17 protein-coding genes and 1 other RNA gene are annotated in these 14,046 nt (G+C 65.1%); 8 read left to right on the top strand and 10 right to left on the bottom strand.

Going from position 1 to position 14,046, the window contains the following annotated elements:
* The first annotated feature begins 114 nt into the window (after window positions 1–114).
* The 5 genes from dapD to IC608_RS09370 are packed head-to-tail and all read left to right on the top strand — an operon-like array spanning window position 115 to window position 3,741.
* Window positions 115–957: a 2,3,4,5-tetrahydropyridine-2,6-dicarboxylate N-succinyltransferase gene (dapD, locus tag IC608_RS09390; RefSeq protein ID WP_191774786.1), complete on the top strand. Its 843-nt coding sequence runs from the start codon at window positions 115–117 to the stop codon at window positions 955–957.
* A 5-nt stretch (window positions 958–962) separates the two neighbouring features.
* Window positions 963–1,454 (top strand): DUF805 domain-containing protein, encoded by a 492-nt coding sequence (locus tag IC608_RS09385; RefSeq protein ID WP_191774785.1) that lies wholly within the window; start codon window positions 963–965, stop codon window positions 1,452–1,454.
* 12 nt (window positions 1,455–1,466) lie between these two features.
* Complete coding sequence (gene dapE, locus IC608_RS09380) at window positions 1,467–2,621, top strand: succinyl-diaminopimelate desuccinylase (protein WP_191774784.1); 1,155 nt, start codon at window positions 1,467–1,469, stop codon at window positions 2,619–2,621.
* The gene (locus tag IC608_RS09375; protein ID WP_191774783.1) at window positions 2,618–3,163 is read left to right on the top strand and encodes a hypothetical protein; all 546 of its coding nucleotides are present in this window, start codon (window positions 2,618–2,620) and stop codon (window positions 3,161–3,163) included. The genes dapE and IC608_RS09375 overlap by 4 nt, the downstream gene beginning before the upstream one ends.
* Before the next feature lie 14 nt (window positions 3,164–3,177).
* Window positions 3,178–3,741, top strand: a complete 564-nt coding sequence (locus IC608_RS09370; RefSeq protein WP_191774782.1) for a hypothetical protein — start codon at window positions 3,178–3,180, stop codon at window positions 3,739–3,741.
* Here IC608_RS09370 and truA read toward each other — a convergent pair.
* From truA to def, 3 genes are all read right to left on the bottom strand, one after another.
* Complete coding sequence (truA, locus tag IC608_RS09365; protein ID WP_191774781.1) at window positions 3,738–4,475, bottom strand: tRNA pseudouridine(38-40) synthase TruA; 738 nt, start codon at window positions 4,473–4,475, stop codon at window positions 3,738–3,740. The genes IC608_RS09370 and truA overlap by 4 nt on opposite strands.
* Window positions 4,475–5,398 carry a methionyl-tRNA formyltransferase gene (gene fmt / locus IC608_RS09360; RefSeq protein ID WP_191774780.1) on the bottom strand — a complete coding sequence of 308 codons (924 nt, stop codon included), beginning with the start codon at window positions 5,396–5,398 and terminating at the stop codon, window positions 4,475–4,477. The genes truA and fmt overlap by 1 nt, the downstream gene beginning before the upstream one ends.
* 138 nt (window positions 5,399–5,536) lie before the next feature.
* A complete protein-coding gene (gene def, locus IC608_RS09355) occupies window positions 5,537–6,052 on the bottom strand; it encodes a peptide deformylase (RefSeq protein WP_191774778.1) in 516 nt (171 codons plus the stop codon).
* A gap of 119 nt (window positions 6,053–6,171) precedes the next feature.
* On the opposite strand from def, the gene IC608_RS09350 reads away from it, so the two are divergent.
* Complete coding sequence (locus IC608_RS09350; RefSeq protein WP_191774776.1) at window positions 6,172–7,587, top strand: DNA recombination protein RmuC; 1,416 nt, start codon at window positions 6,172–6,174, stop codon at window positions 7,585–7,587.
* 2 nt (window positions 7,588–7,589) lie between these two features.
* Here the strand turns inward: IC608_RS09350 and IC608_RS09345 are convergent, their stop codons facing one another.
* Window positions 7,590–7,802 (bottom strand): HVA1 family protein, encoded by a 213-nt coding sequence (locus IC608_RS09345; RefSeq protein WP_191774774.1) that lies wholly within the window; start codon window positions 7,800–7,802, stop codon window positions 7,590–7,592.
* Window positions 7,803–7,933: 131 nt separating this feature from the next.
* On the opposite strand from IC608_RS09345, the gene IC608_RS09340 reads away from it, so the two are divergent.
* The gene (locus IC608_RS09340) at window positions 7,934–8,413 is read left to right on the top strand and encodes a hypothetical protein (RefSeq protein WP_191774772.1); all 480 of its coding nucleotides are present in this window, start codon (window positions 7,934–7,936) and stop codon (window positions 8,411–8,413) included.
* On the opposite strand, the gene recR is transcribed toward IC608_RS09340, so the two are convergent.
* The 6 genes from recR to IC608_RS09310 form a co-directional block, all read right to left on the bottom strand.
* A complete protein-coding gene (gene recR, locus IC608_RS09335; protein WP_191774770.1) occupies window positions 8,410–9,006 on the bottom strand; it encodes a recombination mediator RecR in 597 nt (198 codons plus the stop codon). The genes IC608_RS09340 and recR overlap by 4 nt on opposite strands.
* Before the next feature lie 109 nt (window positions 9,007–9,115).
* A complete protein-coding gene (locus IC608_RS09330; RefSeq protein WP_191774769.1) occupies window positions 9,116–9,439 on the bottom strand; it encodes a YbaB/EbfC family nucleoid-associated protein in 324 nt (107 codons plus the stop codon).
* On the bottom strand, window positions 9,436–11,181 hold the full coding sequence (locus IC608_RS09325) for a DNA polymerase III subunit gamma/tau (protein WP_191774767.1): 1,746 nt from the start codon (window positions 11,179–11,181) through the stop codon (window positions 9,436–9,438). Before IC608_RS09325 ends, IC608_RS09330 begins: the two co-directional genes overlap by 4 nt.
* Before the next feature lie 128 nt (window positions 11,182–11,309).
* An RNA gene (gene ffs / locus IC608_RS09320) (signal recognition particle sRNA small type) lies at window positions 11,310–11,407 on the bottom strand.
* Between the two features lie 65 nt (window positions 11,408–11,472).
* Window positions 11,473–12,297, bottom strand: a complete 825-nt coding sequence (locus IC608_RS09315; RefSeq protein ID WP_191774765.1) for a metallophosphoesterase family protein — start codon at window positions 12,295–12,297, stop codon at window positions 11,473–11,475.
* A complete protein-coding gene (locus tag IC608_RS09310; protein ID WP_191774763.1) occupies window positions 12,294–13,220 on the bottom strand; it encodes a diacylglycerol/lipid kinase family protein in 927 nt (308 codons plus the stop codon). Before IC608_RS09310 ends, IC608_RS09315 begins: the two co-directional genes overlap by 4 nt.
* Window positions 13,221–13,300: 80 nt before the next feature.
* On the opposite strand from IC608_RS09310, the gene IC608_RS09305 reads away from it, so the two are divergent.
* Window positions 13,301–14,029: a phosphatase PAP2 family protein gene (locus tag IC608_RS09305; protein ID WP_191774761.1), complete on the top strand. Its 729-nt coding sequence runs from the start codon at window positions 13,301–13,303 to the stop codon at window positions 14,027–14,029.
* Window positions 14,030–14,046: the final 17 nt, after the last annotated feature.

Here is a 14,046-nt window from a genome sequence, read left to right as displayed (position 1 = left end):
AAGGTTCTGGGATGGCCGCCGTGATCCAAGGCGCTGCCACGCCGTCGCGCCACGCGCCCGTTGACACTGGGCTTGCCCCCGTTATGGTCCCGGCTACGTAAGAGAGGACCCTCCATGTCGCACGCCCAGCTCGCCCAGATCATCGACGCCGCCTTCGAAAACCGCGCCGAGGTCAATTTGGGGACCAAAGGGGAAGTGCGGGACGCGGTGAACGAGGCGCTCGATCTGCTCGACAGCGGAAAGGCGCGGGTGGCCGAAAAGGTCGATGGCGCCTGGCAGGTCAACCAGTGGCTCAAGCGCGCCGTGCTGCTGTCCTTCCGCCTCAACGACAACCAGCCCATAACCGGCGGGCCGCAGGGCTCCACCTGGTGGGACAAGGTGCCCACCAAGTTCGAAGGCTGGAGCGAGAATCACTGGCGCGACGCCGGCTTCCGCGCCGTGCCGGGCGCCATCGTGCGCAAGTCGGCCCATATCGCCAAAAACGTCATCCTCATGCCCAGCTTCGTCAATCTCGGCGCCTTCGTCGATGAAGGCACCATGGTCGATACCTGGGTCACGGTCGGCTCCTGCGCCCAGATCGGCAAGAATGTGCACCTCTCGGGTGGCGTCGGCATCGGTGGCGTGCTCGAGCCGCTGCAGGCCGGCCCCACCATCATCGAGGACAACTGCTTCATTGGCGCCCGCTCCGAGATCGTCGAGGGCGTCGTGGTCGGGGAAGGCTCCGTCATCTCCATGGGCGTCTTCATCGGCTCCTCCACAAAGGTGGTGAACCGCCATACCGGCGAAGTGCACATCGGCAAGGTGCCGCCCTATTCCGTCGTCGTCTCCGGCTCGCTCCCCGGCAAGCCGCTGCCCGACGGCACGCCGGGCCCGAACCTCTATTGCGCCGTCATCGTCAAGACCGTCGACGCCCAGACCCGCTCCAAGACTGGCATCAACGACCTCCTGCGCGATTGAGCGGAATGGCCAGCCTCCGGTTCCTGTTGCTCAGCTTTGCCGGTCGCATCGGCCGCGGCCGCTTCTGGCTCGGGGTGCTGCTGCTATTCCTGGCGACCGCAATCCTGTCCGCCCTCGCCCTCTGGCTCGGCTTCGGCATGACGGAGAGTCGTGACGGCTACTCTGTTATCAACGGCATCCGCACCGACTTCACCGGCTTCCGCGCCGCGCCTTCGCCGGTCGTCTCGTTCCTGATTTCGCTGCTGCTGGTCGGTCCCTGGCTCGCCATCGCCGTCAAGCGGCGGCACGATCGGGGGAGCGCCGGCTACGACGTCATGGCCTTCACCGCGCTCAATCTTCTCAGCCAGCTTTTTGCCCTCGTCGGCATCGGCGGCGGTATCATCAACGCGCTGGGCCTGGTCGTCTCCATCTGGGCGCTGGTGCTGCTGGTGCAACTGGGGTTCCTGGCTGGCACCCGCGGCGACAATGCCTATGGCCCCGATCCTCTGGCGCGCTGAACGGGACCATCCATGAGCCTCGACCCCAAAAACCTGCTGAGCCGCCTCATCGCCTGCCCTTCGGTCACGCCCGACGAGGCTGGGGCGCTCGATCTGCTCGCGACCGAACTTGAAGCCGTCGGCTTCGCCGTCACCCGCCTCCGCTTCGATGGCGATGGCTCCTACCCGGTCGACAATCTCTTCGCCACGCGAGGGCAGGGGGGGCGCCGCCTGCTGTTCGCCGGCCACACCGACGTCGTGCCGCCCGGCGATGTTGCCACCTGGACCACCGATCCGTTCACCCCGCGCGAAGCCGATGGCCGCGTTTTCGGTCGTGGCGCCGCTGACATGAAATCGGGCATCGCCGCCTTCGTCGCCGCCTGCGCCGCCATCCCGGCCGACGCCGGCACCATCCAACTCGCCATCACCAATGACGAGGAAGCCGACGCCATCAACGGCACGGAAAAGCTCGTGCGCTGGATGGCAGAGAAGGGCCACGGCTTCGATTTCGCCATCGTGGGCGAGCCAAGTTCCGCCGAAACTCTGGGCGACAGCATTAAGATCGGCCGCCGGGGCTCGTTCTCGGGCAAGGTCACCGTCACCGGCTCGCAGGGCCACGTCGCCTATCCCCACAAGGCCAACAACCCGTTGCCGGTGCTCGCCGCCATCGCCACCGCCCTCAGCAGCCGTCCGCTCGACGGCGGCAACGCCCACTTCCCCGCTAGCAATCTCGAGCTGACCAGCATCGACGTCGGCAATCCCGTGTCCAACGTCATCCCCGCCAGCGGCACCCTGCGCTTCAACATCCGCTACAATGACGGTTGGACGCCGCAGACGCTCGCCGCCCGGATCGAGGAGCGCATCGCCTCGGTCGACGCCCGCGGCACAATGGTGGCCTTCGATATCTCCGGCCGCCCCTCGCGCGCCTTCCTCTCGCCGCTCAGCGCCGATATCGAAACGCTGGGCGACGCCATCGAAGCGGTCACCGGCCGGCGCCCCAAGCATTCCACGGCCGGCGGCACCTCCGACGCCCGCTTCATCGCCGCCTATGGCCCCGTCGTCGAATTCGGCCTTGTCGGGACCACCATGCACAAGGCCGACGAATCGATCGCCCTCAGCGACCTGGAGGGCCTCACCGCCATCTACCGCACCTTCATTGAGCGCTATTTCGCCGGAGCGAACTCGTGAAATCCTTGAACCTGCTGCGCGAGGCGGTGGCGGGCTGGGTCGGCATCGTCCGGGGCGACCCCACCTGGGCCGACCATTTCCACCGCACCCCGGCCGGCCTCTCCTCGGCCATCGCGCTTTTTGCGGTGCTGGCGTTCCTTGCCATTGCCCTGGCCTCGCTCGGCGTCGGCGTGCCCGCGCTCTGGGGCTTTGTCGCCGCCATGCTGGTGCAGGCGCTCTCGCTCGTCGCCCTCTTCGCCGCCACTTACGGTACCCGGCTGGCCGTTCCGTCCGGCCGCCCGGTGCTCGATACGCTGGTGCCGGGCGTCTATGCCCTGATCTTCTATCTCGTGGCCGGCATCGCCCTCTCAATGTTCGGCGGACCGCTGCTGATCCTCCTCTGGCTGGGCCTTGTTATCCTGCTGTTCCGGCTCGGCCGCGCCGCCGCCGGCTGGCCGATCGGGGTTGCCGCGGCGTTTGCGGTTTTGACGCTGGTGCTTCTTGTGGGTATGCCTTTGATTCTCTACATGCTTACCGGCCCCGTGGCCGCGCCCGCCCCCTGAGACGAGACCGACCCTTGGCACAGCCGCAACAACCCTTCTTCGAAGAGCTCTCCAGCGCTGTCCGCGGCTGCTGGGCGCTGGTCGTCGGCCGGCGTGAGGCCTCGGCCTATTTCGATTTTTCCCAGCGCGGCCTCATCGGCAGTTTCATCGCGGTGCTGATCGCGATGCTGCTGGCGGGCTTCGGGCCCCTGCTGCTGGGCCTGCCCGTGCCGCAGGGCGCCGCCACGCAATCGATCCTGATCAACCTGGTCCTCTTTGCCGCCCAAGCTGGCATGGCCTATATCGTCTTGCGGCAGATGGGCCGGCAGGATGGCCTCGTGCCCTACCTCGTGGCGTCCAACTGGGTGACGCTGGTGTCGGCCGTCCTGCTGCTGATCTCGACCTTCTTCGGCCCGCTGGGCCTGTTCGTGCTGGCTGCCGTGGCGATCTTCGCGCTCCTGACCTTCGTCAATATCGGGCGCTTCATCGTCACCCTGTCGCCGCTGCAGATTGCGCTTCTGTTCGTGTCTCAGGCCGTCGGGGTTTTCCTGGCGCTGGCGGTGGTGGCCATCATGCTTCCGCCCCCACCGATGCCCTAATAGTCGACGCCGGTGAGGTAGAGCCCGCTGGCGGGTGCCATCGCCCCGCAGCGCCGCCGGTCAGCCGCATCGAGCGCGGCGCGGAAATCGGCCGGGCTCCACTTGCCTTCGCCCACGAGCTTGAGCGAGCCGACCATCGAGCGCACCTGATGATGCAGAAAACTGCGGGCGCTCGCAACGATCGAGATCACCTCGTTATCCCCGCTCACCTCGAACCGGTCCAAGGTGCGCAGGGGCGATTTGGCCTGGCACTCCGAGGAGCGGAACGTGGTGAAGTCGTGCAATCCCAGGATCGTCTGCGCCGCCATGTGCATGCGCGCCGCATCGAGCGGCTTGGGCACATGCCACACCTGGTTGCGCTCGAGCGCGGCCGGCGCCCGCCGGTTGAGAATGCGGTATTCGTAATGCCGCGCCGTCGCCGAAAACCGCGCCTCGAAATCCTGCCCCACCGCCTGGCATTCGACCACGACCACCGGATAGGACCGAAGGTGATAGTTGAGCGCCTCGCGCACCCGGAACGGATCCCAATCCTTGCCGAGGTCGAAATGCGCCACCTGGCCCAGCGCATGCACCCCAGCATCCGTCCGGCCGGCCGCCTGCGTCGTCACCGTCTCCCCGGAAAACCGCGCAATCGCCTCTTCCAGCGCCTGCTGAACGCTCATCCGCTCGCTCTGCCGCTGCCAGCCGCAGAACGGGGTTCCGTCATATTCGATGATGAGCTTGAAGCGTGCCATCAGGCAATCTGGTCGGGAAGCGGGCCTGCGCCCCGCAGGAACGTCGCGGCATCCATGACGCCCTTGCCCTCGCGCTGCACCTGCGTCAGCCGCACCGCGCCATCCGCACAGGCAATCGTCAGCCCCCCGGCGAGCAGCATGCCCGGGGCGGCCGACCCTTCGGCCAGCGTCGAGCGCAGCGCCTTGATCCGCACGCGCTTGCCGCCCAGCTCAAGCTCGAACCACGCCCCCGGAAAGGGCGAGAGCCCCCGTATGCGGTTGTGAACGTCCTGCGAGCTTTGAGAAAAATCGAGCCGGGCTTCGGCCTTCTCGATCTTGCTGGCATAGGTCGCGCCATCCTCCGGCTGCGGCGTGAATTCGAGGCTTCCCCGCTCCAGCGCCGCCAGCGCCCGGCCCATCAGGTCGGCGCCCAGCCGCATCATCTGGTCGTGCAGTTCGCCCGCCGTCATGTCCGGTCCGATAGGGATGATTTCGGTCGGTCCCATGGCCCCGGTATCGAGCCCTTCGTCCATCCGCATCACCACGAGCCCGGTTTGCCGGTCGCCGGCCATCACCGCCCGCTGGATCGGGGCGGCGCCGCGCCAGCGTGGCAACAGCGAACCATGGAGGTTAAGGCACCCCTGCTCGGGGGCATCGAGTATGGGCAGCGGCAGGATCAGGCCATACGCCACCACTACGCCGACCTCGGCACCCAGCGCGGCAAATTGCTGCTGCTCGGCTTCGCCCTTGAGCGAGCGCGGCGTGAATACGGGAATCCCGAAACGCTCCGCCGCCCCGTGCACCGGGCTCTTGCGCTCGCCCTGGCCCCGGCCGGCCGGCTTTGGCGCACGCGTATAGACCGCCACCACCTCGTGCCCGGCCGACACGATCTCGGTCAGCGTCGGCACGGAAAATTCCGGCGTCCCCATGAAAACAACGCGCATATCGCACCCTTGCTACGCTTCGATGCCCCCGCCATCGTCATTGCCCGGCTTGTCCGGGCAATCCACTCTGGGCATCGCATGGATCACCGGGACAAGCCCGGTGATGACGGAGGAGCGGATGGACCGGAACTCGCCGCGTTATCCCGCAGCGCGCTTGGCCGCCTTGTCGAACTTCTTGATCACGCGGTCGCGCTTCAAGCGGCTGAGATAGTCGATGTAGAGCACCCCATCGAGATGGTCGAGTTCGTGCTGGATGCAGACGGCCAGCTTGCCCTCGGCCTTCTTGGTCACTTCCTTGCCGTCGAGGTCGGTATACTTTACCGTCACCTCGTTCGGCCGCTCCACCTCGTAGTAGAGTTCGGGAATGGACAGGCACCCTTCCTCGGTCACCTGCATCTGCTCGCCGAAATGGATGATCTCGGGATTGATCATGACCAGCGGGTCGGGCGTCTCGCCTTCTCCGGCGAGATCCATCACCACGATGCGCTTCATCACCCCGATCTGCGTGGCAGCCAAGCCGATGCCCGGCGCATCGTACATGGTGTCCAGCAGATCCTTGGCCAGCGCCTTGATCTCCGCGTCAACCTCGATGATGGGGTCGGCGACGGCGCGCAGGCGGGCATCGGGAATAATCAGGATCGGGCGTACGGCCATGGGGGAAAGTCCGGCAGGAAAGGATTGTCCACTCGATATGGTATTTAACCGCGCCCGGTCAACCACAGGGCGTTTCCCGGAACATTCTGTGAACAGCCGAATCGGTCTAGAAGGGACACATGGACACTGTGCTCTTCACCATCGGAAACACCCCGATCACCCTGCCGTTGGCCCTTGCCGGCGCCTGTCTGGCGATGGTGCTGCTGCTCTCGATCGTGCTGATTGTCGTCACCCGGTCCGGGGCGTCGCGCGCTGCCGGGGCGGCGCAGGCCGCTGCCGACCAGTTGCGCGCCAACTTTCTCGAGCAGATCGCCGGGCGCGACCAGCGCATCCGCGAACTCGACGCGTCCCTTGCCGCCGAACGCGAACGGGGCGCGACGCAACTGTCCGGGGAGCGCGAACGGAGCGCCGAACTGCAGGCCGAACTGGCCGCCATGCGCACGCGGCTCGACGAGCAGGCGCGGCAGAACGAAATCAACCTCAAGCGCTTCCTCGAGGCGCGCCAGCAGATGACCGACGAGTTCAAGGCGATAGCCGGCGATGTCCTGCGCAGCCATAGCGAAACCTTCTCCAAGCAGAACCGCGAGCAGGTCGACGTGCTGCTCAAGCCGCTGCAGGAAAAGATCGGCGAGTTTCATCGCAATCTTCTCGAAGATCGCTCTGCCATGGGCGAACGCATCCGCGCGCTGGCCGAAAGCAATCTGCAGATCACCACCGAGGCGCAGAACCTCACCCGCGCGCTCAAGGGCAATTCCCAGACGCAGGGTGCCTGGGGCGAGATGATCCTCTCCACTATCCTCGAGCAGTCGGGCCTGCGCGAGGGCGAACAGTTCATCACCCAGCAGAGCCACACTGGCGAGGATGGCCAGCGCGTTCGCACCGACGTCGAAATCCGCATGCCCAACGGGGACGTGCTGGTGATCGATTCGAAGGTCTCGCTAACCGCCTTCGAAGCCTTCGTGAACTGCGAGGACGCCGACCGAGACCAGCACCTGCGCGCCCACATCGCCTCGGTGCGCGGTCACATCACCACCCTGGGCGACAAGACCTATCACCGTGCGGCCAGGTCCAGCCTCGATTACGTGATGATGTTCGTGCCCATCGAATCGGCACTGGCCACCGCCATCCAGAACGACGCCAAGCTGGTCGAATTCGGCATGAGCAAGGGCGTCATGCTGACGACGCCCACCACGCTGATGACGGTGCTGCGCACCATCCGCAATGTCTGGGACATCGAAAAGCGCCACCAGAACGCCGAGGAAATCGCCGAACGGGCGGGGCAGCTCTACGACAAGGTGGCTGGCTTCCTCGACACCATGGACAAGCTCGGCGGCCATCTCACCAAGGCACAGACCAGCTTCGAGGCGGCCAAGGGGCAGCTGACCTCGGGCCGCGGCAATGTGGTTCGACAGGTCGAGATGCTGCGCGATCTCGGCGCCAAGTCCAGCAAGTCCATCCCGGCAAACTGGGATGGGGGCAGCGACGAGCAGCCCAAGCTGCGCCTCGTCAACGAGGACCCCGGCGACCTCGCCTGAGCTCAGGCGGCGCTGAGTTCGCTGCGGCTCTTGAGGACCCTGTCGCCATCCTCCTGTTCGATCAGGTAGGCCGGCTCCTTGGTGCTGGCCTCGCGCTTGACCTCGGTCCCCTTGATGGTGCGCGTCACCGGCTCGGTGAACCGCTCCACGATCTTGCCCGAGGCGGTGCTGGCGCCCCACGTCCACGACACCTTCGAGCCCTTGCGGAACGCCATTCCCATCTCCATCGCGGTGCGAACACTGCGCTTGGAAATGACAGCGTCTTCACAATCGTTCCACCCCCTGAACCGCATCGCTTACTCTGCGTTGCTCAGGAGACCTTGAACGTGCAAACGGGAGCCGGACCATGGTTCAGCAACACGACAATTCCGACAGCATCATCTCCCAGGATGGGAGCTACGATGCCGTCGACCAGCCGGGGCTGTCCAATCCCTATAGCCAGAACGAGATCGATGACCTGCTCTATTCGAGCGAACGCTCGGTCGAGGACCGCATCCAGAGGCTCTCTGAAATCCGTGCAGAAATGCAGGCGCGCGCGAGTGGGGACTTTGGGGGTCAGGATGGCCGGGACATGCTGGCCGAAATCGATCGAGCCCTGGACGAGTTGCGCGGGGACTCACAGACCGCCGACAACAACGCCGAACTGGCACCGGAGGCGGTGATCGATCCGGACGATCACCTCGATACTCTGGCGCCGGATGACGTCGACGCGCGTTCAGCCTTGACCGGCGAGGACGAAGAGCTCTTCGCGGATGACGAGGATGGCCCTGTCGATGACGACAATGTCTGGCAGGGAAGTGAGGAGTTCCGTCACGACATGCACTAGAGAGCCGTGCGGGCCTTCAAGGCCTGGCTCAGAGTGCCCTCATCCAGGTAATCGAGCTCGCCCCCGACGGGAACGCCGTGGGCGAGTCTGGTGATCTTTATTCCCGTTCCTGCCAGCCTGTCGGTAATGTAGTGCGCGGTGGTCTGCCCCTCCACAGTGGCATTCATTGCCAGCACGATTTCGCCATAGGCAGGCGCTCGTTCGATCAGCCCATCCAAATGAAGATCATCGGGGCCGATGCCATCCAGTGGCGAGAGCACACCACCCAAAACATGGTATCGGACGTTCCCAACCCCCGCGCGCTCCAGCGCCCAAAGGTCCGCAACGTCTTCGACGACGATCAGGATGCCGCTCTCCCCCCGGCGAGGGTCCGCACAGATCGAACAGGGGCTGGCGGTGTCGACATTGCCGCAAACCTCGCAGGTGCGAACCGCGGCCACCGCGCGATCCAGCGCCGCCGAGAGCGGGATCATCAACTGTTCCTTGCGCTTGATCAGGTGCAGCACGGCGCGCCGGGCCGAGCGCGGGCCGAGCCCCGGCAGGCGTGCCAGAAGCTGGATCAATTGCTCAATCTCGGGTCCGCCGTTGGGCACGTCGTCACGCCTCGGGGTTCGCCAGGCTCACCATCGCGCTCGCACCATGGTTCGAAACTCACGAGCCTCCGTCGTGAGCCTGTCCGGGGAAGGGGCCATGGGATCGGCTTTAGAAGGGAAACTTCATGCCCGGCGGGATAGGCAGCCCGGCGGTGACTTCCGACATCTTGCGCTGCATTTCCGCCTCGCTCTTGCCACGGGCATCATTGTAGGCGGCGATAACGAGGTCCTCAAGCACGTCCACCTCGTCGGCCTTGACGAGGCTGGGATCGATCTTGAGACCACGCATCTCCCCCTTGCCGCTGAGCGACACGCGCACCATGCCCGCTGCGGAATTGCCCTCGACCACGAGTTCAGCAAGCTCGGCCTGCATGGCCTCCATCTTGCCCTTCATCTCGCTGGCGGCCTTCATCATGCCCATGATGTCTTTCATTCGTCGTCCTCTTCGCTCGGGGGCGGTGCAATTTCGGGGAGCGCAGCGTCATCGTCGCGCACCGTAACGTTGACAAGCTTGGCGCCGGGAAAGGCCTCCATGATGGCTTTCACCAGCGGGTCGTCGTGCGCGGCAGCGGCCTCGGCACGCTTTCGCTGCTCGGCCTCCTGGCGCAGGGTGAGCCCTTCAGGGGGCTTGGTGCTGACCATGACCAGCCAGCGTTCGCCCGTCCAGGTCTGGAGGCGCGCCGAAAGCGTCCCGATGATGTTGGGATCGGCCCCGTCCGCCAGGGCGACTTCGATGCGCCCCTGTTCGAACGACAGCGGTCGCATCTGCGATTCCAGCGCCAGCTTGACCAGCACATCGCGCTTGGCAGCAGCAAGGGAAATGAGGTCCTTGTAGCTGGCCACCGTCGCCAGCGCCGGCTGCACCACGGCTTGCGGCCGGGACGCCGGAACGGGCGGCGCAGCGTCGGGCACTGCGATGGGTCGCGGTGCTTCGGCCCGCATCGCCGACGCCCCACCGCCCGAACCGCCGCGGTGCGGCAGGGCCGGCGTCGCCGATCCAGAGGGCAACTGTCCCTGCTGCGTCAGCTTGCCGATGACCTCGTCCGGGCTGGGCAGGTCCGCCGCATAGGCGAGGCGGATCAGCGTCATTTCCGCCGCCTGCAGCGCATTGGCCGCGCGCGCAGTTTCCTCGTTGCCCTTGAAGAGAATTTGCCAGGCCCGGGTCAGCCCCCGCATCGGCAGGCGCTGCGCCAGGTCTGCGCCGCGGCTGCGCTCGTCGGGTGTGAGCGAAGCGTCGTCCGCCGCGGCCGGCACGATCTTTATGCGGGTAACGAGATGGGTGAACTCGGCAAGGTCGGCCAACAGCGTCTGCGGATCGGCGCCCAGGTCGTAAAGCTCGCGCAGCGCCGTCAACGCTTCTGCGATGCGGCCGGCCATGAGGTCTTCGAACAGGTCGATGACGCGCGCCCTGTCCCCGAGGCCCAGCATGGCCTTGACCGTCGCGGCGGTGACCGTGCCGCCCCCATGGGCAATCGCCTGGTCGAGCAGCGACAGGCTGTCGCGCGCCGAACCCTCGCCCGCGCGCACGATCATGGCCAGGGCGTCGGCCTCGAAATCAATGTTCTCGTGCCCCAGGATCGTCTCGAGATAGTCGCCCATCACGTCGGCCGGAATGCGCCTGAGGTCGAACCGCTGGCACCGCGAGAGGATGGTGATCGGCACCTTCCGGATCTCGGTGGTCGCGAAGATGAACTTCACGTAAGGCGGCGGCTCCTCGAGCGTCTTCAGCAGCCCATTGAAGGCCGCCGTCGAGAGCATGTGCACCTCGTCGATCACATAGACCTTGTAGGGTGCCGAAACCGGCCCGTACTTCACCGAATCGATGATCTCGCGGATGTCGTTGATGCCGGTATTGGACGCGGCATCCATCTCCACCACGTCCACGTGACGGCCTTCGATGATGGCGCGGCAATGCGTGCCTTCCACGGAAAGGTCGAGTGTCGGCCGGCGGCCGCTTTCGTTTTCGTAGTTGAAGGCGCGAGCCAAGATGCGCGCGGTAGTCGTCTTGCCCACACCCCGCACGCCGGTAAGGATGTAGGCGTGGTGTATCCGGTTCTGGGCAAAGGCATTGCCCAGCGTTTGCACCATTGCGTCTTGCCCCACGAGCGTGGAGAAGTCGCGCGGGCGATATTTGCGAGCCAGCACGACGTAGGGCGAGCTTTGAGTATCAGCCATGCTGCTCTCCCCTGAGGTGCCTGAAGATGAACGCTGCAGTCATGTCCGGATCATAGGACAAGGCGCTTTCGGCTGCAAAACACCTAGGCGGATTTGCTGCCCGAAACTGCGGATACGAACAGGAAATGAAAAAGGAGGCTGGCAACGACCCGTGAGGATCTCGTTGGGGCTGCTTCCTTCCGGACCTGACCCGGTTGGCGAGGAACACGTCCGCACCAACCTCCCGAGCGCTATATGCGGATTCTGTGGGCACGATGCAAGACCCAGGCGGGAGCGGCGGCACTGTTTTGGTCAGATGGGCTCGGTTGCCTTGTCGCGTGTGTACCAGCCATCGTCGCGCCATTCACGGACGGTGACAGTGATCATGTCACCAATGTCGATGAGATTGTAGGCATTGGGCTCCCCCCGCAGCCGCGTAGAGATGGCCGAAGAGGCCTGCGCGACAAGAATGGGAGCAACTGTGGATTTGCTGAGACCGCTCGGTTGCCCCTCTCGTCCCGCCGACCGCGGCTCGTGCTTCCGCACGTAAGAGAGGTGAAAGTGTCCGGAGAGCACAAGCCGCACACCAAGTTGCGAAAATGTCTCCAGGGCCTTGTCGGCGCGTTTCACCCGCTTGGTCTTCTGAACCATGGGCTCGGTGGGAAACAGCAGCGGATGGTGCGCCACAATCACGCGCACGGCATTTGTCGAGGCGTGGCTGAAGCGTTCCTCCAGGTCCTCGAGCTGACTGCGGGAAATGGTGCCATGGCCCCAGTTCCATTCAAGGCGCGCCCGGCGTGACGTGCGCATGCCGAGGAGCGCTACGCCTTCCATCTCCAGGAAAGGCTCCAGATTGTCAGCGATGTACCGCTTGTAGAGGCCGTAGGGATCGATGAAGCGGCGTAGGAAATTGACGGCCGGCACATCGTGGTTGCCCGGCACTGCAAAGACTGGCGCCTCCAGCTTGTCGAGGAACTCCCGCGCCTGCTCGAACTCGTCCTTGGTTCCCACCTGGGTGAAATCGCCGCTCGCCACGATGAGGTTCGGCTTCTGTGCGTTGATATCCCGTGCGAAGCCTCTGGCGAGTTCCGGATCGTGGTGCCCGAAATGGAGGTCGGAAATGTGGACGATCTTCATGCCGCCACCGCCGGGTCGGCTGCCTCCGCCGGGACGATGACCGAGAGGGCCTTGGGCCGCACGGTGAAATCCAGGGGGGTCTGCAACGTCATCACCTCCCCGTCCAGCATCACCTTGATGAGCGGTTTGTGCGAATCTATCCGCACAGTCCTGATGCTTTCCATCGAAAGAGCCTCGTAGTCGCGCCAGCGGCCGAGAAACATCCCCACGAGGAGCCGGAGGAAATCACGGGCCGTCAGGTGACGCAGGATGTAGAGGGTCAGCGTCCCCCGGTCGAGGCTCTTGCGCGAGAAGAATTTGCCCAAGCCCTCGTCGTAGGCGTTGCAGGCCACTGCCATCGCCTGAACGCGCTGCACGCGGCGTGGGCCGTTACTCGGCTCAATGGCGACGGCGATCCGTCTTGCCCGAGCCAGTCGGCGGAAGATGTAGCGCATAAAGGCAATCTTGGCGCCAGCCGTCTCCCGCCCCCGCAGGTGCTCGCGCCCCGCGGCAAGACCAGGGATAAGGCCGATGACCACCTTCTGCAGGAAGACGCGGCCATTGACCTCTGCAACGTCGATATTTTGGCTCGTGCCATGGGCCAGAGCGGCCACGGCGCCTGGGAGATCGAGCGGGACATGGAGGTCGCGGGCTACCGCGTTGAACGTGCCCAGGGGCAGAATGGCGAGATGCTTGCCAGTGCCCATCAAGGCTTCGGCAAGCGCTGTAGTCGTGCCGTCACCCCCGGCCGCCACGACAACCTGCGCTTCGCTGCGCACGGCCTCCGCAACGCGCTCCAGAAAGGGGCGGTCGGAATCGGCGTCGATGACGGGATAGAGACCGTGGGCGTTGAAGAGCTCACCAAGGGACTCGGCGGTGACACCGAGGGCATGGGCAGTGCCGGAATTGGCGTTGAGGATGACGTGGTAGCGCGTTTCGGTCATGGTTTGGTCCGGAGCGGCGGTTCGGCATAGGCAACGTCTGGACGCCGGAGACGTTGCTTGTGCAAAATCTGGAGCGTTTGATGTTCGACGAATTGCGTCAGTCTTCCCCCTACCGCCGAATTCTGGGCTTCGTGACCGGCGAAGCGTGGCTGCTGGCTTCAATCGCCGTGGCGAGCGGGCTCGTGCTTGCCTTCCTTTCGCTTGCCGACGAGGTGACGGAGGGCGAAACAAAGGCATTCGACACGGCAATTCTGATGATGTTTCGCGACCCCACCAACGTGGAACACCTCGTCGGGCCAATGTGGCTGCATGAAATGGCGCGCGATATCACGTCCCTGGGCAGCTTTTCGCTGCTTGGACTGATCGTGGTCGGCCTGTGCATCTATCTTGTTCTGTGTCGCCTGCGGGCGGAGGCCCTGCTGATCATCGTGTCCGTGCTGGGGGGAACGACCATAAGTACGCTCCTCAAGATGGGGTACAACCGCCCGCGGCCCGACCTTACGACAATGTCGCAGCAGTTCACCGCCAGCTTTCCCAGCGGTCACGCCATGCTTTCCGCCGTGACCTTTCTCACGGTTGGTGCCCTTCTGGCGCGCTTGGCGCCAACGCGTGTCCTGCGCATTTATTGCTACGTTCTGGCCATTCTGCTCACCCTGGTCGTCGGATCGAGCCGCGTCTACATGGGCGTGCACTATCCTAGCGACGTGCTGGCCGGTTGGTGCCTCGGCGCTGCATGGGCGCTTCTGTGCAGCGCAGTGGCCGCACGCCTGCAGCAGCGCGGAGAAATCCGCCAGGGCGGTAAGGCATGAGGGGAACGCCCACCGCG

It is taken from the genome of Devosia oryzisoli (genome assembly GCF_014837245.1).
GTDB lineage: Bacteria > Pseudomonadota > Alphaproteobacteria > Rhizobiales > Devosiaceae > Devosia > Devosia oryzisoli.
Note: the sequence above shows the minus strand (reverse complement) of the source record. Positions and strands in the feature narration are given on the sequence as shown.